The organism is Janibacter sp. YB324, from assembly GCF_014217915.1.
Taxonomy (GTDB): Bacteria; Actinomycetota; Actinomycetes; order Actinomycetales; family Dermatophilaceae; genus Janibacter; species Janibacter indicus.
The window spans coordinates 1,306,246-1,324,823 of record NZ_CP060120.1; the positions used below are offsets into that span (position 1 = coordinate 1,306,246).

Annotated in this window: 19 protein-coding genes; 9 read left to right on the plus strand and 10 right to left on the minus strand. The window is 71.7% G+C overall.

The window, feature by feature from the left end:
- Window positions 1-11 precede the first annotated feature (11 nt).
- Window positions 12-284, plus strand: a complete 273-nt coding sequence (locus tag H7A72_RS06305) for a type II toxin-antitoxin system VapB family antitoxin (RefSeq protein ID WP_185222008.1) — start codon at window positions 12-14, stop codon at window positions 282-284.
- Window positions 281-676: a type II toxin-antitoxin system VapC family toxin gene (locus H7A72_RS06310; RefSeq protein WP_185222009.1), complete on the plus strand. Its 396-nt coding sequence runs from the start codon at window positions 281-283 to the stop codon at window positions 674-676. The genes H7A72_RS06305 and H7A72_RS06310 overlap by 4 nt, the downstream gene beginning before the upstream one ends.
- Here the strand turns inward: H7A72_RS06310 and H7A72_RS06315 are convergent.
- Window positions 670-1,899, minus strand: a complete 1,230-nt coding sequence (locus H7A72_RS06315; protein WP_185222010.1) for an MFS transporter — start codon at window positions 1,897-1,899, stop codon at window positions 670-672. The genes H7A72_RS06310 and H7A72_RS06315 overlap by 7 nt on opposite strands.
- Before the next feature lie 66 nt (window positions 1,900-1,965).
- Entirely contained in the window at window positions 1,966-3,042 is a 1,077-nt protein-coding gene (locus H7A72_RS06320; protein WP_185222011.1) for a YeiH family protein, read from the minus strand.
- Window positions 3,043-3,053: 11 nt separating this feature from the next.
- Between H7A72_RS06320 and H7A72_RS06325 the strand changes: the two genes are divergently transcribed.
- Window positions 3,054-3,938, plus strand: coding sequence for a LysR family transcriptional regulator (locus H7A72_RS06325; RefSeq protein ID WP_223277807.1), 885 nt, complete (start codon window positions 3,054-3,056; stop codon window positions 3,936-3,938).
- A 30-nt stretch (window positions 3,939-3,968) separates the two neighbouring features.
- On the opposite strand, the gene H7A72_RS06330 is transcribed toward H7A72_RS06325, so the two are convergent.
- A complete protein-coding gene (locus tag H7A72_RS06330) occupies window positions 3,969-5,168 on the minus strand; it encodes a Fic family protein (RefSeq protein ID WP_084450519.1) in 1,200 nt (399 codons plus the stop codon).
- Window positions 5,169-5,290: 122 nt separating this feature from the next.
- On the opposite strand from H7A72_RS06330, the gene H7A72_RS06335 reads away from it, so the two are divergent.
- The 3 genes from H7A72_RS06335 to H7A72_RS06345 all read left to right on the plus strand — a co-directional run bounded on the left by H7A72_RS06335 (window position 5,291) and on the right by H7A72_RS06345 (window position 8,632).
- A complete protein-coding gene (locus H7A72_RS06335; RefSeq protein ID WP_185222012.1) occupies window positions 5,291-5,761 on the plus strand; it encodes a hypothetical protein in 471 nt (156 codons plus the stop codon).
- 77 nt (window positions 5,762-5,838) lie between these two features.
- Window positions 5,839-7,857 (plus strand): NADPH-dependent 2,4-dienoyl-CoA reductase, encoded by a 2,019-nt coding sequence (locus H7A72_RS06340; protein ID WP_185222013.1) that lies wholly within the window; start codon window positions 5,839-5,841, stop codon window positions 7,855-7,857.
- Window positions 7,858-7,861: 4 nt separating this feature from the next.
- Window positions 7,862-8,632 carry an SGNH/GDSL hydrolase family protein gene (locus H7A72_RS06345; protein ID WP_185222014.1) on the plus strand — a complete coding sequence of 257 codons (771 nt, stop codon included), beginning with the start codon at window positions 7,862-7,864 and terminating at the stop codon, window positions 8,630-8,632.
- On the opposite strand, the gene H7A72_RS06350 is transcribed toward H7A72_RS06345, so the two are convergent.
- The gene (locus H7A72_RS06350; RefSeq protein ID WP_185222015.1) at window positions 8,607-8,987 is read right to left on the minus strand and encodes a nuclear transport factor 2 family protein; all 381 of its coding nucleotides are present in this window, start codon (window positions 8,985-8,987) and stop codon (window positions 8,607-8,609) included. The two genes, H7A72_RS06345 and H7A72_RS06350, sit on opposite strands and share 26 nt — an antisense overlap.
- Window positions 8,988-9,044: 57 nt before the next feature.
- Here H7A72_RS06350 and H7A72_RS06355 point away from each other — a divergent pair, with 57 nt between their 5' ends.
- Window positions 9,045-9,608: a PadR family transcriptional regulator gene (locus tag H7A72_RS06355; protein WP_185222016.1), complete on the plus strand. Its 564-nt coding sequence runs from the start codon at window positions 9,045-9,047 to the stop codon at window positions 9,606-9,608.
- A 107-nt stretch (window positions 9,609-9,715) separates the two neighbouring features.
- Here H7A72_RS06355 and H7A72_RS06360 read toward each other — a convergent pair whose 3' ends face one another.
- The 5 genes from H7A72_RS06360 to H7A72_RS06380 are packed head-to-tail and all read right to left on the minus strand — an operon-like array spanning window position 9,716 to window position 14,576.
- Window positions 9,716-10,183 (minus strand): MaoC family dehydratase, encoded by a 468-nt coding sequence (locus H7A72_RS06360; protein ID WP_223277808.1) that lies wholly within the window; start codon window positions 10,181-10,183, stop codon window positions 9,716-9,718.
- Between the two features lie 5 nt (window positions 10,184-10,188).
- Entirely contained in the window at window positions 10,189-11,406 is a 1,218-nt protein-coding gene (locus tag H7A72_RS06365) for an acetyl-CoA C-acetyltransferase (RefSeq protein ID WP_185222017.1), read from the minus strand.
- Window positions 11,403-12,146 carry a 3-oxoacyl-ACP reductase FabG gene (fabG, locus tag H7A72_RS06370; RefSeq protein WP_185222018.1) on the minus strand — a complete coding sequence of 248 codons (744 nt, stop codon included), beginning with the start codon at window positions 12,144-12,146 and terminating at the stop codon, window positions 11,403-11,405. Before fabG ends, H7A72_RS06365 begins: the two co-directional genes overlap by 4 nt.
- Window positions 12,147-12,189: 43 nt before the next feature.
- Window positions 12,190-13,398, minus strand: a complete 1,209-nt coding sequence (locus tag H7A72_RS06375; protein ID WP_185222019.1) for a CaiB/BaiF CoA-transferase family protein — start codon at window positions 13,396-13,398, stop codon at window positions 12,190-12,192.
- Window positions 13,398-14,576 carry an acyl-CoA dehydrogenase family protein gene (locus H7A72_RS06380; RefSeq protein WP_185222020.1) on the minus strand — a complete coding sequence of 393 codons (1,179 nt, stop codon included), beginning with the start codon at window positions 14,574-14,576 and terminating at the stop codon, window positions 13,398-13,400. The genes H7A72_RS06375 and H7A72_RS06380 overlap by 1 nt, the downstream gene beginning before the upstream one ends.
- A gap of 102 nt (window positions 14,577-14,678) precedes the next feature.
- Between H7A72_RS06380 and H7A72_RS06385 the strand changes: the two genes are divergently transcribed.
- Entirely contained in the window at window positions 14,679-15,569 is an 891-nt protein-coding gene (locus tag H7A72_RS06385; protein WP_185222021.1) for a LysR substrate-binding domain-containing protein, read from the plus strand.
- Window positions 15,570-15,586: 17 nt separating this feature from the next.
- On the opposite strand, the gene H7A72_RS06390 is transcribed toward H7A72_RS06385, so the two are convergent.
- Window positions 15,587-17,407: a sigma-54-dependent Fis family transcriptional regulator gene (locus tag H7A72_RS06390; protein WP_185222022.1), complete on the minus strand. Its 1,821-nt coding sequence runs from the start codon at window positions 17,405-17,407 to the stop codon at window positions 15,587-15,589.
- A gap of 228 nt (window positions 17,408-17,635) precedes the next feature.
- On the opposite strand from H7A72_RS06390, the gene H7A72_RS06395 reads away from it, so the two are divergent.
- Window positions 17,636-18,544: an alpha/beta hydrolase gene (locus tag H7A72_RS06395; protein WP_223277809.1), complete on the plus strand. Its 909-nt coding sequence runs from the start codon at window positions 17,636-17,638 to the stop codon at window positions 18,542-18,544.
- The last annotated feature ends 34 nt before the right edge of the window (window positions 18,545-18,578 follow it).

Consider the following 18,578-nt stretch of genomic DNA (forward strand, 5'->3'; position numbering starts at 1 on the left):
GAGGTGTAGCGATGGCGTTGAACATCAAGAACGAGCGGGTCCACGAGTTGGCCAGAGAAGCTGCGCGGCGCACGGGGGCAACCCAGGTGAGTGCGCTGGAGGCGGCTCTCGAGCAGTACCTCGCCGGGCTCGACGCCGCGGGGGGGACGAACCCTGCGGGGAGTCGGGTGGAACGGGCCCGAGAGATTGCTGGCGCGATGCGCGACTCGTGGACGGATGCCGACCGCGCGGCCATGAAGGTTGATCTCGAGGCGATGTACGACGAGCACGGGCTGCCCGCATGATCGTCGACACCTCGGCGATGATGGCGATAATCCTGGGCGAGCCCGAGGCTGACCGACTCCTGCGGGCCATGGGCGACGCGACGGTTGTGGAGATGTCCGCGGCCACCTACGTCGAGTGCGGCATCGTCATCGACCGGCGGTCGGCTCCCGCCACCCGGCGCAGGTTCGACCAGCTCCTCGACGCGCTGGAGGTGCAGGTCGTGGCACTCACCCCCGAGCAGGCGGTGTTGGCTCGGGAGGCGCACCGTGACTTCGGCCGAGGGAGTGGGAGCCCTGCTGGCCTGAACCTCGGGGACTGCTTCGCCTACGCGCTCGCCACCGACCGCAGGGATGCACTCCTCTTCAAGGGCGACGACTTCGCGGCGACCGACGTTGCGGTGGCTGCCTACTGAGGAGCAGGGCGCGGGGCGCCGCCTTGGCGCATCTGCCGCAACCGCGCCAGGGCGGTGATTGCCGCCAGCGCGGCCAGCACGTACATCGGGGCCGACGCGCCGAGGCGGTCCTCGTAGGTGTTGAGGACGAAGGGGAGGGCGAAGCCCGAGTAGGAGACGACGTAGAAGAGGCCGGTCGCCACGCCGCGGCTGGCGAGCGGGGCCAGCCGCTCGACGTCGCGCAGCCCCTGCCCGAGGCACAGGCCGTAGGCGCAGCCGAGGATCACCGAGCACACCACGAAGGTCGCCAGCCCGACCTGCGCGCCTGCCGCCCCCGCGCTGACGTAGCCGGTCGTCGCCAGTGCGGCGCCTACGACGCCGAGGCCGCGCCACCCGCCGACACGACGCATCCCCACCTGCGCGAGGACGCCGGTGCCGAGCGACAGGACCGCGGCTACGGCTGGCAGCAGGGGTCCGGCGTACTGCTCGTCGATCCGCTCGGTGAGCACGATCATCGAGACGGTGACGCAGGCGAAGACCCACAGCGCCATCGGCAGCGACGCCGCGAGGGCAGGTCCCAGCCGGGGCTCCTCCGTCACGAGCGTCGGGGGAGTGTCGCCGGCGGTGGCCCGTCGCGCCGCCGCCCCCGCGGGACCGCGGTCGGGCACCCGCAGGCAGAGCAGCGCGCACACCCCGGTGAGCAGCACCGGGACGGCGAAGGCGAGGTGCGCACCAGCTCGCTCCGGCGCCACCCACGCGATCAGGGCCGTGGCCACGGGACCGACGGCGAAGCCGCTCGTCAGCAGGACCCCGGCGCGGGCCGCCCCCTTCGTCTCGTCCTGGTCGGCCGCCCACGCCGTGCCGGCGCTGGCGACCATGCCGACGCCGAGCCCGACGACGAGGCGGCCGACGGTGATGCCGGGCAGCGTCGACCAGGCGAGCATGACGAGGTTGCCCAGGCCCGCGAGGGTCAGGCCGGTGACCACGACCGGGCGTCGGCCGTGCCGGTCGGACAGCCCGCCGCCGAGCAGCAGGCTCGGCAGCAGACCCAGGGCATACAGACCGAAGGCGGCGTCCAGCCCCGGCTTGGAGATGTGCGCGACCTCGGCGAGGACGGGCAGCATCGCCGCGAAGTGGTTGGTCGCCCACCCCGCCGACAGCAGTGCCACGAGCGTGATCCACGTGGTCGTGCCGGGCGCGGGCGTCGCGGCAGGTGCGTGCTCCGCGAGACGGTACTGGCTCATGCCCCTCCTTCGACGGCGACCGGGGCCCGAGCCTAGAGGGCTGCGAGACGTCGCTGCGCCATGCCCTCAGGTGAGCGCGAGGACCAGCGCCAGCGAGGTGCCTGCGGCGATGATCGTCGAGATCGTCGCGAGGGTGAGCACCTGCACCGGCAGCGGCCACAGGTCACGGGCGCGGATGCCCAAGCCGAGGCCGTACATGCCGGCTGCGAGCAGCAGCGTCGTCAGCACGTCGGTGACCGACAGGACCCCCTGTGGCAGCAGGCCGCTCGTGCGGACGGCGACGGCGCCGACGAAGGCGACGATGAACCACGGGACCAGGGGAGCGGTCGCTCCCTTCGCCCCGGGGGTGGTGCGGGCGAGCACGACCGTCAGCGGTGCGAGCAGGGCGACCCGGCCGAGCTTGACCGTCATGGCCAGCGCCACGGCGGAGGTGCCGATGAGCGAGCCCGCCGCGGCCACCTGCGCGACCTCGTGGATGCTCGCGCCGGCCCAGATCGCCGCCTGCTCATCGCTCAGACCGATGACCCCGGCGAGCCAGGGCACGGCGACGATCATCGCCGAGCCATAGATCGTCACCATGGCGACGGCCAGGGCGACGTGCTGCTGCCTGGCTCGGACGGTGTCCTCGACGGCGGCGATGGCCGCGGCGCCGCAGATGGAAAAGCCCGTGGCGACGAGCGTCACCAGTCCGCACTCGAGGCCGAGCCGCCGACCGACGTAGCGCGTGCCCGTGAAGGTCGCGACCACCGTCGCCGCGATGACGACGAGCCCGCTCGGCCCGATCGAGACGATGTCGGCGAAGGGGAGGCGCAGCCCGAGCGCGGCCACGCCCAGCCGGAGGAGGAACCGAGTGGCGGCGCCGTGATCGGCGATCGCCGGGTGGCTGCCCAGACGGCTGTTGACCACGACCACCCCGATGACCAGGGCGATGAGCAGGGGGCCGAGCAGCGGGACCACCGTGCTCAGGGCCAACGCCGTTGCGGCAGCGGCCAGCGGTGCGACGAGCGTCGCTGCCGACCCTCGCTCCCTGAGGAGCTTGCGCAGCAAGCGTCTCGAAGGGGGCCGTGCGGTCATCGTCTGCATGACCACCACGGTGCCGGTCGTCGAGGCCGCCCAGTAGACCCCGGTCACGCCCCAGGTCATAGTCTTGGACTATGGCTGACCTGCCCGACCTCGACATCGAGACGCTGCGGCTCGTCGTCGCGGTGGACGACGCCGGCAGCCTGAGCGCGGCCGCTCGGGCGCGCGGGCTGAGCCAGCCGTCAGCGAGCGCCCGGGTGCGGGCCTTCGAGGCGCGCTGGCAGCTGACCCTTCTCGAGCGCAGCCCTCGGGGCTCGCGTCTGACGACGGACGGGCGCGCGGTCGTCGCCTGGGCACGGCAGGTGCTGCGCGAGGTCGACACGATGCGCTCGGGTCTGGCCTCGCTGCGCGGGGCCAGGCGGGGCGAGGTGAGCGTCGCCGCGAGCCTGACGATCGCCGAGCACATCCTGCCGCGCTGGCTCGGCGAGCTGCGCGAGCGGCTCGAGGTCCACCCGCAGCTGCACGTCGTCAACAGCGACCGGGTGGCCGACATGGTCCGCAGCCGGCTCGTCGACATCGGCTTCGTCGAGACGACGATGACGACCCCGGGTCTCGAGCACCGCGTCGTCGGCACCGACCGGCTCGTCGTCGTGGTGCCACCCGGTCACGCGTGGGCGCGCCGGCGCTCCCCGCTGACCGCGCCCGCACTCGGCGCTGCCGAGTGGGTGCTGCGCGAGGAGGGCAGCGGGACACGCAGCACCTTCGAGCGGGCGCTCGGGCAGCGGCCGACGGTGGCGCTGCAGGCGGGTTCGACCGCCGCGCTGCTCGGTGCGGTCCGCGCCGGCCTGGGGCCGGCGGTCGTGTCGGAGCGGGCCGTCGCCGCCGAGGTGGACACCGGAGGACTGGTCGTCGCGCCCACGACCCTCGACCTCGACCGTCCACTGACAGCGGTGTGGCGCAAGGGTGCTCGCCTCAGCCCGGCGGCCTCGGCGCTGTTGGCGGTGGCGTCGGCGGTGTGACCGCAGCGTCGCCCCCTTCGTCAGGCCACGTCAGCCGCGTCGAGCCCGCTCGCCGAATGCGTCCAGGGCGCTGGTCACCTCAGGTGCGACCCACGCGACGTAGCGCTGCCTGCCGCTCGCGCGTCTGACGATGCCGTGGTCGCGCAACCGGGCGATCACGGCATCGGCTGCCGGCTGCGAGAGGCCGATCTCGGTCTGGATCGTCGCCGAGGTGATGACGGGCTGCCGCAGCAGCAGGGTGAGCACCCGCCAGATCGCGGCCGTGCGCCGCGCGGTGATCCGGTCGGTCCACGTCTCGTGGATCTCGACGAGGTCGTGCGCCAGCCGACGGCCGTTGCCGATCGCGGCGAAGGCGGCGTCGGCGAACCGGGTGACGATCGGGGAGGCGTCGCCCGCGCGGTAGGCCGTGAGGGCGTCGACATAGCTGCGGGTGTCGCCGAGGAGGCCGGCGGAGACCGGGACGGTGGCACGGGTCGTCGCGCCGGCGCGCTGGAGCATGGCGTGCACGAGGGCCCGCCCCACACGACCGTTGCCGTCGACGAAGGGATGGATCGTCTCGAACTGCGCATGCGCGATCGCGCACTGGACGAGGAGGGGCACGTCGGTGCGCTCGATGAAGGCGCACAGGTCGTCGATCGCTGCGGGGACCCGGTCGTGGTGCGGGGCGACGAAGCTCGCACCATGGGGGGAGACCGACGAGCCGCCGACCCAGACCTGCTGGTCGCGGAAGGTGCCCGGGTCGGCAGACGGCGTCCCGTGCATGAGGGCCGCGTGCACGGCGAGGATCGACGCCGGCGAGATCTCCTCGGCGAGCTCGACGGCTCGGCGCATGGCCTCGACATTGGCCGCGACGAGCTGGGCATTGCTGCCAGGGCGGGCCAGGTCCAGCTCCGCCATGGCCAGCGCCCGTGCCCCGGCGGTGACGTCCTCGATCTGCGAGGAGGAGGCCGATTCGGTGCGCAGCAGGACCGAGGCGAGGGGGGCCAGCTCGGTACCCGGCAGCAGGGTCGACAGCTCGGCGTCGAAGCGAGAGATCTCGGCCCGCGCGTCATCGGCTGCCGCAGCAGCCTCCGCCGTGATCGTGGGAGCGAGCGTCGCGATACGTCGGGGGATCGCGGCCTGGTACGTCGACGTGATCCGGGCGCGCTGGCTGCGGGAGAGGGCCTGCCGCGGGTCGCGATCCCACGGCAGGGTCTCCCAGGTGATCGAGGTGTCGCCTGCGCGAGCCATGTGACGATCTTACATAGGGGAAAGCATTTTCACTTATGTTATGCGGATGGGCGGCTCGTCAGATCCCCGCTGTCGCGGGCCCATCGGAGTACCGTGCCCCCAGGGGATCGAAGGGGGACGCGATGTCGCGTTGGCAGTGGCTCATCGTGGTGGTCGTGACGGCCGTCGTGCTGGGTGGGGTCGGGGGTTATGTGCTCGTCGCACCACGGGGGCAGGTGCCCGTGCCGACGGCGCAGGCGACGCCGGAGGAGGTCGCCCAGGCGTGGATCGACGCTTCCAATGCCCGCGACCTCGACACGATGCGGGCGATCGTCTCCGAGGAGCGGGCGGAGTACTTCGTGCCGTCCTACGTCGACCTGCTGAGCCAGCGGGACCTCATCGTCGCCGAGGACAGCATCGGCAACGCCCGTGCCTACAACCGGACCGGCACCCGCCTCGGCGACTGGCGGCAGGTGCAGTACGTGCCGGTGCAGTTCCGGGTCCTCCAGTCCGACGGGTCCTTCGCCGCGACGAGTCGCACGAGCTGGGGCTATGTCTTCGCGCGCAACGGCGACGACGAGCGATGGCGCCTCGTCGACCAGGGCGTCGGCTGAGTCACCGCACCTTTCGTCGACGCCATCCTCGTGGCAGACTCCACCTAGACAACAAATTGACCATTGGAGTCGTCGACATGCCCCACTCTTACCCGCACCTGCTCGCGCCGATCACCGTCGGGCGGACCACCCTGCGCAACCGCACCCTCATGGGCTCGATGCACGTCGGCCTCGAGGAGCAGCCCGACGGCTTCGAGCGGATGGCCGCCTTCTACGCCGAGCGGGCGAAGGGGGGAGCCGGCCTCATCGTCACCGGCGGCATCGCCCCCAACGACGAGGGCGCCCCGCTGCCCGGGGGTAAGACGCTGACGAGCGAGGCCGACGTCGCCGACCACCGGCTCATCACCGACGCGGTCCACGCCGAGGGCGGCAGGATCGCGATGCAGATCCTGCACACGGGCCGCTACGCCTACCACCCGCAGATGGTCGCGCCGTCGCCGATCCAGGCGCCGATCAGCCGCTTCGTCCCGCGGGAGATGACCGAGGCCGACATCCAGCGCACCATCGACGACTACGCCCGGTGTGCGCGACTGGCCCAGCAGGCCGGCTACGACGGCGTCGAGATCATGGGCTCCGAGGGCTACCTCATCAACCAGTTCATCGTCACGCGGACCAACCAGCGCACCGATGGCTGGGGCGGCTCCTACGCCAACCGCATGCGCTTCCCGCTCGAGATTATCCGCCGCGTGCGCGCCGCCGTCGGCGACGACTTCGTCCTCGTCTACCGCCTGTCGATGCTCGACCTCGTGCCCGACGGCTCGACCCACGACGAGGTCGTCGAGCTGGCCCGCGAGGTCGAGGCCGCCGGGGCCGACATCATCAACACCGGCATCGGGTGGCACGAGGCCCGCGTCCCCACGATCGCCACCCAGGTTCCGCGTGCCGCGTGGGCCGGCGTGACGAAGCGCCTCATGGGCGCCGTCACCGTCCCGCTCGTCGCGACCAACCGCATCAACACCCCCGAGGTCGCCGAGCAGCTCCTCGCCGACGGCTTCGCCGACATGATCTCGATGGCCCGGCCCTTCCTCGCCGACCCCGAGCTGGTCAACAAGGCCGCCGCCGGTGCCCCCGAGACGATCAACACCTGCATCGGCTGCAACCAGGCCTGCCTCGACCACACCTTCGCCGGCAAGATCACCTCCTGCCTCGTCAACCCCCGCGCCTGCCACGAGACCGAGCTGGTCATCGGTCCGACCCGGCTGGCGAAGCGGATTGCCGTCGTCGGTGCCGGACCGGCCGGCCTGGCCTTCGCGACGACCGCCGCCGAGCGCGGCCACCACGTCACGCTCTTCGACGCGGCCGACGACATCGGCGGTCAGCTCGACGTCGCGCGGCGCGTCCCCGGCAAGGAGGAGTTCGACGAGACCCTGCGCTACTTCCGGCACAAGCTCACCGACACCGGCGTCGACGTCAAGCTCGGCGCCCGTGTCGAGGCCGACGATCTCGAGGGCTACGACGAGGTGGCGATCGCCACCGGCGTCACCCCGCGCGTCCCCGAGCTGCCGGGAGTCGACCACGACAAGGTCGTCGGCTACCTCGACGTGCTGCGCGGCGGCGCCCCGGTGGGGGAGCGCGTCGCGATCCTCGGCGCGGGCGGCATCGGCTTCGACGTCGCGGCCTTCGTCACCGACCCCGGCGACGACGCGAGCCTCGACATCGCGGCCTTCCAGCAGACCTGGGGCATCGATGAGGCCGAGACCACGCCGGGTGGGCTGACCTCCCCTTCGCACCGGTCGGCAGTGCGCGAGGTGACCCTCCTGCAGCGCAAGACCTCCAAGGTCGGCGCCGGCCTCGGCATGACGACGGGCTGGATCCACCGGACCGAGCTCAAGGCCCGCGGCGTGACCATGGTCCCGGGCGTCACCTACGAGCGGATCGACGACGACGGCCTGCACGTCACCATCGACGGCACGCCGCAGGTCCTCGACGTCGACACGATCGTCCTGTGCACCGGGCAGGAGCCCAACCGCACCCTCCACGACGAGCTCCAGGCGAAGGGGGTCACCGTGCACCTCATCGGTGGTGCCGACGTCGCCGCCGAGCTCGACGCCAAGCGAGCGATCGACCAGGGCACCCGCGTCGCCGCTGCGGTCTGATCGCATGACGGGACAGCCGCTGCGCTACGTGGCCATCGGCGACAGCCTCTCGGAGGGCATCGGCGACGAGCCGTGGCCCGACGGCACGCCGCGGGGCTGGACCGACCGGCTCGCGGCGCTGCTCGCCGCGCACCGCGGGGAGGTCGACTACGCCAACCTCGCGGTGCGTGGCCTGCGTGCCCACGAGGTGCTCGCTACGCAGGTCGGACCCGCGCTGGCGATGGAGCCGGACGTCGTGACGCTCACCGCGGGCATGAACGACCTGCTGCGTCCGCGCTTCGACGCCGCCACGCTGCGGGCGACGCTCGCCGAGATCGTCGCCCCCTTCACGGCGAAGGGGGCGCGCCTCGTCGTCGTGCCGATCCCCGACATCCGGTCGGTCTCGCCCGCGGGCCGGCTCCTCGCGCGACGGCGGGTCGTGCTCAACGAGATCTACACGTGGCTGTCCACGGAGCACGGCATGGAGCCGCCTGCGGTGACGACGGGGACGATCTTCGAGGACCGGCGGGCCTGGGCCGACGACCGGCTGCACCTGTCGCCGCTCGGGCACGAGCGTCTGGCGATGGCCGCCGCGGACGCTCTGGATGTGCCCGGGGTCGACGCGTGGGCCCCTGTGCCGCAGGGGGATCCGCCGCGTCGGTCGGTGCGCACGGAGGCGGTCTGGGTGCGCGAGCACGTCGGCCCGTGGGTCGGGCGGCGGCTCACCGGACGCTCGTCGGGTGACGGGGTCGCGGCCAAACGGCCGGACCTCACCGGCTGGCAGCCGCCTGCTTGATCGCCTCGAAGCGCTCGGCCATCCGGGCGGCGAGCGCCTGAGATGCCTTGAGCGGGCGGGTCATCACCATGAACTCGACGACCTTGCCCTCGTCGTCGAGGGTGAGGAAGTCGCAGCCGGTGATCTCGAGCCCGTCGACCTTCGCCTCGAAGACGTAGGCCTCCTCCGACCCGTCACGCAGCTGGCGCACGTAGCGGAAGTCCTCGAAGACCTCCACGACCTCGCGCAGGATCGCGCTCGTGATCGCCTTGCCGGGGTAGGGGGTGTGGGCGACCGGGCTGCGGAAGACGACGTCCTCCGCGAGCAGCGCGTCGACCGCGTCGAGGTCCTTGGCTTCCACCGCGTCTCGGAACATGCCGCCCAACCTACTCAACAAAGTGAGTAAGTGGAAGGGGCGACGTACCATCGCCCCATGGCCCTCCAGGACGCGATCCTCACCGCTCTCGCCCACGACGAGTCGTCGGGCTACGACCTGGCCAAGGCCTTCGACGTGTCCGTCGCCAACTACTGGACCGCGAGCCCGCAGCAGCTCTACCGCGAGCTCGACAAGCTCGAGGAGGCCGGTCTGGTCGCCGCCCGCCACGTCGCGCAGTCCAAGCGACCCGACAAGCGGGTCTTCCGGCTCACCGCCGCCGGTCGCAAGGCACTGCGGGCCCACACCCTTCGCTCGCCCAAGCCGCTCGCCGTCCGCGACGAGCTCCTCGTCCAGGTCGCCGCGCTCGAGTCCGGCGACCCCGAGGCGATCCGTGAGCACGTCGTCGAGCGCATGGAGGCCTTCGAGGCGAAGCTCGCGACGTACCGCCTCGTGCAGGAGCGCACCCTCGCCGGCCGCAGCGAGGAGGACTTCCTCGCCTCGGGCGAGCCGGTCGGCCAGTACCTCACGCTGCTGCGGGGGATCAGCTTCGAGGAGGAGAACCTCCGCTGGGGGCGGCGCGTCATCGCCGTCCTCGACGCCCGCGAACTCTTCGCTCCCTGAGGAGGCCGCCCGCGGCCGTCTCGAAGAGCTGGCTTCGAGACGCGCCCGGGGTCGGCCTCCTCTGCCAGCGGTGGGACGTGCCCGGGGCGCCCCCGGTCCGTGTGGTGTCAGGCCGGACGCAGGAGCGTCAGAGTGTCGGCCACGCATGCGGGCCGGTCGTGGCCCTCGACCTCGATCTCGGCCCGCGAGCGCAGCAGAGTTGATCCGTCCGGCCGTGGCTGGACACCGGTGATGGTGAGGGTCAGCCTCACCCGGGATCCGGCCGGCACGGGCGTGGGGAACCGAAGCGAGTCCAGTCCGTAGTTGACCGCCGCGGAGATGCCGGTGACCTGTCGTAGTTCGTTCTGCAGCTTCGGCAGCAGCGACAGGGTCAGGTAGCCGTGGGCGATCGTGCCGCCGAAGGGGGATGAGCCCGCCCGCTGCGGGTCGACGTGGATCCACTGGTCGTCGCCGGTGGCCAGGGCGAAGCGGTCGATCCGGTCCTGGTCGATCCGGTGCCACGGCCCCGGCCCGATGCGGCCACCGATCTGCCGGGACAGGTCCGTGACGTCCATGACGACCGGCTCGTGCGGCACGCCCATCACGCGGCCTCGAAGACCGCGGCCAGACCTTGGCCGCCGCCGATGCACATGGTCTCCAGCCCGTATCGGGCTCCGCGGCGCTGCATCTCCCGGGACAGGGTGGTGAGGATCCGGGCGCCGGTTGCGCCGACGGGGTGGCCGAGAGAGATCCCGGAGCCGTGGACGTTGATTCGCTCCCAGTCCGCCTCGCCCAGGCCCCAGGCAGTCGCGCACGCAAGCACCTGGGCGGCGAAGGCCTCGTTGAGCTCGATGAGGTCGATGTCCGCGAGAGTCAGTCCGGCGCGTGCCAGCGCCTGCTCGCTGGAGCTGACCGGCCCCAGCCCCATCGCGGCCGGGTCGAGTCCGGTGAGGGCCCACGAGACCAGTCGGACCAGCGGCTGGAGCCCCAGCTCCTCCGCTCGCGACCGGGTGGTGACGATGCACAGCGCGGCGGCGTCGTTCTGGCCGCTGGCGTTGCCGGCCGTGACCGTGGCCTCGGGATCATCGCGTCGCAGGATGGGCTCGAGGGCGCTGAGGCTCTCCAGCGTGGTGTCGGGCCGCAGGTGCTCGTCGACGTCGACGGTGACTTCACCGCGTCGACCCGGCACCGTCACCGGGACGATCTCCTCGTCGAAGACGCCGCTGGCCTGCGCTGCTGCGGCGCGGCGCTGTGACTCGACGGCGAGCCGGTCCTGATCCTCGCGGCTGATGCCGAAGGAGCGGCGCAGGTTCTCCGCCGTCTCGAGCATGCCGCCGGGGACCGGGTGGTGGCGTCCGCCGGCGGTGACCCGGCCGCGACCCAGGGCGTCGTGCAGGGTGGTGCTCGCAGAGGAGCCCCAGCGCACGTCGAGCGTGTAGTGGGGGACCGTGCTCATCGACTCGACGCCGCCGGCCACGGCCAGGGACATGCCGCCACCGGCGATGGATCCCGCCGCAGTGAGCACGGCCTGCAGGCCAGACCCGCAGCGACGGTCGAGCTGCATGCCCGGTACGGACTCGGGCAGCCCGGCATCGAGAGCCACGACGCGCCCGATGGCCGGAGCCTCGGAGGTCGGGTAGGCGTGGCCGAGGATGACGTCGTCGATGGCCTCGGCGGGCAGTGCGGTGCGCTCCACGAGTGCGGTGAGCAGCTGGGCGCCGAGGTCCGCAGCGGAGAGCGGACGCAGGGCACCGCCGTACCGACCGATCGGGGTGCGCAGCGGCTCGCAGACGACGATGTCGTTGCCGTGGGTGCTCACATCAGCCTCCCGCCGGTCACTTCTTGGACCGTCCCCGTCATGTAGGACGAGAGATTGCTGGCGAGGAAGAGCGCCACGGACGCGATCTCGTCGACGCTGCCGGCGCGTCCCATGGGGATCTCGGCCAGCTTCGTCTCCCAGATGTCCTCGGGCATGGCGCGGGTCATGTCGGTGGCGATGAGCCCGGGCTGGATCGCGTTGACCCGGATCCCGTGACGGGCCAGCTCCTTGGCGGCGGCCTTGCTCAGCCCGACGACGCCCGCCTTGGCGGCCGAGTAGTTGGTCTGTCCGAAGAAGCCGACCTTGCCCGAGATGGAGGACATGTTGATGATCGCTCCCGGACGGCCGCCGTCACGCATCGCCTCGGCCGCGTGCTTGGTGCCGAGCCACGATCCACGCAGGTGCACGTCGATGACCTGGTCGAACTGCTCCTCGCTCATCTTGCGCATCGTCGCATCGCGGGTGATGCCCGCGTTGTTGACCATGACGTCCAGTGCGCCGAAGGCCTCCACGGCTCGGGCGATCAGTGAGCTCACCTGCTCGCCGTCGGTGACATCGCACGCGACGCCGATGGCTCGGCCCTCACCGAGCGCTGCGGCCGTGGCTGCGGCGGCAGCGCCGTCCCTGTCGCCGATGACGACGCGTGCGCCGTGGTCGATGAAGGTGCGGGCGATCGCCTCGCCGATGCCCTGGGCGCCGCCGGTCACGACGGCGACCTTGTCCTGCAGCAGTGGTGTCATGGTCGAGATCCTTTCGGTGGGGGGAAGGGGGGAGCGCTGCCGGTCAGACGTGAGCCGGCTCGGGTGAGCTGGGTTGGGTGGCGACGCCAGCGCTCAGCGCACGGTCGGCCTCGGCCTCGGTGAGCCCGGCCTCCAAGAGCAGCGCCCGGGAGTGCTGGCCGAGCGCAGGCACCGGGCCCATCCGCGCCTCGACGTCACCGAAGGTCGCCGGTGGCAGCAGCGCGTCGATCCGGGCGAACTCCGTCTCGACAGGTCGCCACCGGTCACGGCTGCGCAGCTGCGGGTGCTCGACGACGTCGGCCAGCTGCTTGATCTGGGCAGCAGGGACGCCGGCCTCGGCGAGGCGGGCATCGAGCTGATTCGTCGTCCACGTCCGGGTGCGGCGGGCGACCTCGGCATCGCACTCCTGGCGGTGACGCACGCGCTGGACGTTGGTGGTGAAGCGCGGGTCGTCCGCGAGCTCTGGTGCATCGAGGACCCGCGTCACGAGGTCGCGCCAGCCACCGTCGGTCTGCACGCCGATGAGCACCTGACCATCACGGGTCGGGTAGGCGTCGTAGGGCGCGATCGCCGTGTGGCTGACCCCCATCCGGGCGGGCTGTCGACCGGTGTGCAGCTGGGTGTAGAGCGCGTGCCCCATCCACTCGAGCGTCGAGTCCAGCATCGAGATCTCGATGCTCGCGCCCTCACCGGAGCGCTCGCGGCGCAGCAGCGCCGCGATCACCGACTGGGCCGTGTACATCCCGGCGGCGATGTCGGCCGTCGGGATCCCGGTCTTCACCGGGTCCTCGGGCGTGCCGGTGATCGAGATCAGCCCGGCCTCGGCCTGGATGAGCATGTCATAGGCCTTGCGCTGGGACATCGGCCCCTCCGTGCCGTAGCCGCTGAGGTTGACGGCGACGAGCTCGGGGCGCCGCGCGCGCAGCTGGTCGGCAGCCAGACCGAGTCGGGCAGCGGCACCGGGAGCGAGGTTCTGCACGAAGACGTCCGCGGAGTCGATGAGCCGCTGCACGACGGCCAGGCCATCGGGAGACTTCGCGTCGATCGCCAGCGACTCCTTGCCGCGGTTGAGCCAGACGAAGTGGGCGCCGGTCCCCTCGACGACGTGGTCGTACCCGCGGGCGAGGTCGCCCCCTTCGGGCCGCTCGATCTTGATCACCCGGGCGCCGAGGTCAGCAAGATTGCGCGTGGCCAACGGGGCGGCGACGGCCTGCTCCAGCGCAACGACCGTGTACCCCTCGAGCGGGCGCATCAGCGGGCCTGCGCCTTCGCGGCCTTGACGAGCGAGCCACCGATGATCAGCTTCTGGATCTCGCTCGTACCCTCGTAGAGGCGCAGCAACCGCACGTCGCGGTAGAGCCGCTCCACGGGCACCTCACGCATGTACCCGGCGCCACCGTGGACCTGCACCGCGAGGTCCGCGGCCCGGCCGGCCATCTCCGTGCAGTACAGCTTCGCGACGCTCGGACCGACCCGGCGGTCCTCCCCGCTGACGTACCGACGGGCCGCGTCACGCACGAGCGCCCGGCCGGCCTCCACGCCGACCTTTTGCTCGGCGAGCATGGCCTGGACGAGCTGGAAGTCGCCGATGGTCGTGCCGCCCTGGGTCGCCGACACCGCGTAGGCCACCGACTCGTCGAGGGCGCGCTGAGCACACCCGACGGCCAGCGCGGCGATGTGCACCCGGCCACGGGCCAGCGAGGTCATCGCGGCGCGGTACCCGGCGGCGGCGTCGCCGCCCACGAGTGCCTCCGAGCCGAGACGCACCCCGTGGAAGGTGACCTCCGCGGTGCTCGACCCCTCCTGGCCCATCTTGGCGTCCTTGGCCCCGACCTCGACCCCCTTCTCGTCCGCCGGGACGAGGAAGACGGCGATACCCGAGCCTTCCTCGGGAGCAGGGGACAGCTTCGCGAAGACGACGAAGAGATCGGCGGTGGTCGCGTTGGTGATGAACTGCTTCGATCCCTCGAGGATCCACCCGTCGCCATCGGTTGTGGCACTGGTCCGCAGTCCGGCCGGGTTGGATCCCGCCCCCGGCTCGGTGAGGGCGAAGGAGGCGACGACGTCGCCGGAGGCGATGCCCGGCAGCCACCGCTCCCGCTGCTCGTCGGTGCCGAAGCCGACGAGCACCTGCCCGGCGATCCCGTTGTTGGTGCCGAACATCGAACGCACCGACAGTGAGGTGTAGCCGAACTGCATCGCCAGCTCGACATCCTGGACGAGGTCGAGCCCCAACCCGCCCCACTGCTGCGGGATCGCGTAACCGAAGAGACCCAGTTGCGCGATCTCGGCGCGCAGGTCGTCGGGGATCGCGTCCGCCTGCATGATCTCGATCTCACGGGGCACGATGCGCGTGCGGACGAAGTCGGTCACGGTGGCGAGGACGTCGGCGAAGACATCGTCGGGGACGTCGGGGTTGCCTGTGTACATGGGACAACCGTGGCCCATCGATTGATCCTCGTCCAATATAAAGTCCAGTACCGTTGATACCTGACACGCAATAGATGACGGATGTCTCCCGGAGGTCACCCCATGGACGTCGCCCACCTGCGGGCCTTCCTCGCCGTCGCCGAGGAGCTGCACTTCGGCCGGGCCGCCGAGCGCCTGCACATCGCCCAGCCTCCGTTGAGCCGGACGATCAAGCAACTCGAGCGTGAGCTGGGGACCTCGCTCTTCGACCGCAACACTCGCAGCGTCCAGCTGACGGCCAGCGGTCGCGCCCTCGTCGGTCCGGCCAGGGACGTGCTCGGCGGGATCCGACGCGCCAAGGCTGCGGTGCGCTCGGCGGCCGAAGGGGAGAGCGGGCTCGTGCGGATCGCCTTCGCGGGCATCTCCACCCACGCGGTGGTGGCCGAGATGGCCCGTGCCCTGCGCGCCGAGCGTCCCGGCATCCATCTGGAGCTGCGGAGCCAGCAGTTCGCCCTCCCCGCGCTCAAACTGTTGCGCACGCGCGAGACGGATCTGGCGCTCGGGCGGTGGGACGTCATCCCGAGCGGGCTGCGCGCAGAGGTCGTCATGCCCGACTCGCTGTCCCTGGCCGTGCCCCGCACCCATCGCCTGGCCGGCTCCGAAGGGGTCGCGGTGGCCGATCTCGAGGGCGAGTACTTCGTCTCGCTGCCGCTGTCCGTCGGGTCGGTCCTGCCGGAGCGGCTGCAGCGACTGGCCCGTGATGCCGGGTTCCTCCCCGAGGTGGTCCAGATCGCGCCGGACACGCAGACGGCGCTCGCGCTCGTCAGTGCCGAGATGGGGGTCCACCTGACCTTGGCGTCCGTGGCGGCGACGGCCCGCGACCCGCACCTACGCTTCGTGCCCCTGACCGATGACATCCCGGACGTGCATCTGCGGGTGGCGTGGCGTCCCCAGGACGACGACCCCGCGCAGGACGCGGTGCGCGAGCGACTGCTCGCCATGCGCCGTACCTGATCGTGCGAGCTGGCCGCTCATCCCGCAGAGGTCCCTGAGAGGCCCTCCTCCTCGATGCCCAGTGCAGCCAACTTGCGATAGAGCGTCGTGCGGCCGATCCCGAGCAGCGCCGCCGCGCGCGACCGGTTGCCCTCCGCCTGTCGGAGCGCTGCGATGATCTCCGTGCGTTCGGCGATCTCCATGCGGGAGAGCGACGCTCGGTTGGCGGCTTCCCACATGCGCTCAGGGAGGTGGTAGGGGCTGATCGACTCACCGGGCCGCTCGGCGGCGAGGTCCAACAGGACTCGACGCAGCTCGGTGACCTCTCCGGGCCAGTCCCAGCGCAGCAGCACCTGCATGGTGGCGGCCGACAGGATCGGTCGCCGGGGCCTGTCGATCTCGGCGAGGATCGTCTCGACGAGGCAGGGGATCGTCGGGGCGCGGCCGGACAACGGCGCGACCCTCACGCCCTCGGTCACCTGGTCGAGCACGCGTCGGCTCCAGGGCGGGCAGCTCGCCGGGTCGGCGGTCAGCACCAGTCGACCGAGACGGCCACCGTCGGGACGTCGGCCCGTGGGGGAGAGCGAGTGGTCGGCCAGAGTGCGCACTCCGCTGGCGCTGGCCTGCTCGAGGTCCTCCAGCCGACGCAGCACCACCGTGTGTCCGGCGGCCATCGCGTCCGCGGCCTCGCTGCGCCAGTCCGGCCGCGTCGCCAACTCGCCGCACTCAAGCACGAAGGGGGGTCCGCCCCCTTCGCCCTCGACCCACCTGCGCACGAGGTGCAACTTGCCCGACCCCGGCGGGCCGGTGACCGACAAGGCACCTGCGCTGCGCGCGGCGGTGCTGCGCAACTGGGTGAGGTCGCGGTCCGTGCTCCGGTCGAGGCGCGGGCGCCGACGCGGGGGTTGCGCGTCCGGACGGTCGACGACTTCCACGGCGAAGGCCGGCCCTTCACCCAGGTCGTCGAGACGGTGCGCGAGGACCTGCCCCGGCACAGCGCGCAGGTCGAGGTCGATGACCCGGGAGCCGGTGGCCCAGTCCTGCGACAGCAGGGTCTCCCACAGGCGGGCATGGCTCTCGACGTCGAGGAAGGACAGGCCGGTGACATTGGTCAGGACGGTGTCGCTGTTGAGCACGATGACCGGGCCCTTGTCCCGCAGCCGACGGAAGCTCTGGCTGAGTGCCGCCTCCCGGGCGCCCGGTGTGGTGTGCATCCCTTCGCTGATGCGACGGGCGGCCTCACGGGCCATGGCGACCATCATCATCTCGGCGGTGTCCGCGGGCGCGGCCAGCGCCAGCGACCCGATGATGCGTCCGGTCCCGGGATGCCGGATGCCGGTCCCGGCGCACGCGAGGTGCTCGAGCGCCTCGTTGTAGTGCTCCGGCCCGCGGACGAAGACCGCTCCGCTCTCGTGGATCGCCGTCCCCAGGCCGTTGGTGCCGATGCTCTCCTCGGAGAAGTCGAATCCTTCGGCAGCGTGGGCCGCGTCGAAGCGCGTGCGTTCGGTGCGGCCGGGAGCTCGGCGCGCGACGATCTGTCCGGTGCGGTCGGACAGGAAGATCGCCACCTGCATGTCGGCGAGCGTCTCCTCGAGCCGGTCGAGCACGGGGTTGGCCGCTCGGCACAGCTCGCTCTCGGTGTCCACCTCGTCGACGTAGGTGATCCTCCCGATGGCCCGGGTGGCGCCCGCGGTGACCGAGCGACGCCAGCTGCGGTCGATCTCGACGGGCAGGCCCGGCGCGGGGTCCGCTCCGTACGGTCCGACGCCACGCACGACGAGATCCTCCTTGGCCGCGCGCAGCACGTCATCAGCCAGGTGCGTGCGACGCCAGGACGGCGAGGGGGTCGTTGGGGCCATGAACCCACTATGACCACGCGGGTGGGCGAACGGAACAGTGCGGCGGCCACATGGCGATACCGGTTGGTCTCCGATTGATGCGTTCTGTGTATCTGTGCGGGCACGTGGTGCCGAGAATCCGGGGCCCAACGCGTGTTCCCGAGGGCTGTTCCAGATCGGAACACCCACGCCGACAGCCGTCGTGTCAACGTCCCTCGGCATACCCCACCGATGCAAAGGAGCATTGCGATGAACGCCCAGAACCCCGGTGCCCAGCAGGACCCGCTGAAGGACCTGTACGCCGACTGGACCGAGATCATGACGGCCAACCCGGAGCTGAGCATGCGGCTCTTCCGGAGCATCTTCGACGAGTGGGGTCACCCCACCACGGAGCCGGAGGACGTCACCTACGCCAACGAGACGGTGGGAGGAGTCCCGGGCATCTGGGTCCGCCCGGCCGGCGCCGACGACCAGCAGATCCTGCTCTTCACCCACGGTGGCGGCTTCGCCGTCGGCTCGGCATCGAGCCACCGCAAGCTCGCCGGCCACGTGGCCAAGGCGCTCGGGGTCGTCGCCCTGGTGCTCGACTACCGCCGGGCGCCCGAGCACCCGCACCCGGCCGGCCTCGAGGACGCCGTCTCGGCCTTCCTCGAGCTCACGGACCGTGGCATCGCCCCGGAGGACATCACGAGCATCGGTGACTCGGCTGGCGGCAACCTCGCCGTCGCCACCGCACTCTCGCTCAAGGCGCAGGGCAAGCCGGTACCCGGCCGAGTCATCGCCTTCTCCCCGTGGCTGGACATGGAAAACAAGGGCGAGACGCTCAAGACCAATGACGCCACCGACGCGCTCATCAGCGAGCCGCTGCTCGCGGGCATGATCGCCGGGGTCCTCGGGGACACCACGAGCCCGACCGAGCCCCTGGCCAATCCCCTGTACGGCGACTTCGCCGCATTCCCGCGCCTCTACATCAACGCTGGCGGGGACGAGTCGCTGCTCGACAACGCCACCCGTCTCGCGGACCTGGCCGAGGCGGCCGGTGTCGACGTGACCCTCTCCGTGGTCGACGGCCAGCAGCACGTGTTCCCTGTCAACGCCGGACGCACCGCCGCAGCGGACGAGGAGATCGCCCGCATCGCCGCCTGGTACCGCGGCTGACCCGGGCCCCTCGCCCGAGAACCACTCAAGGAGA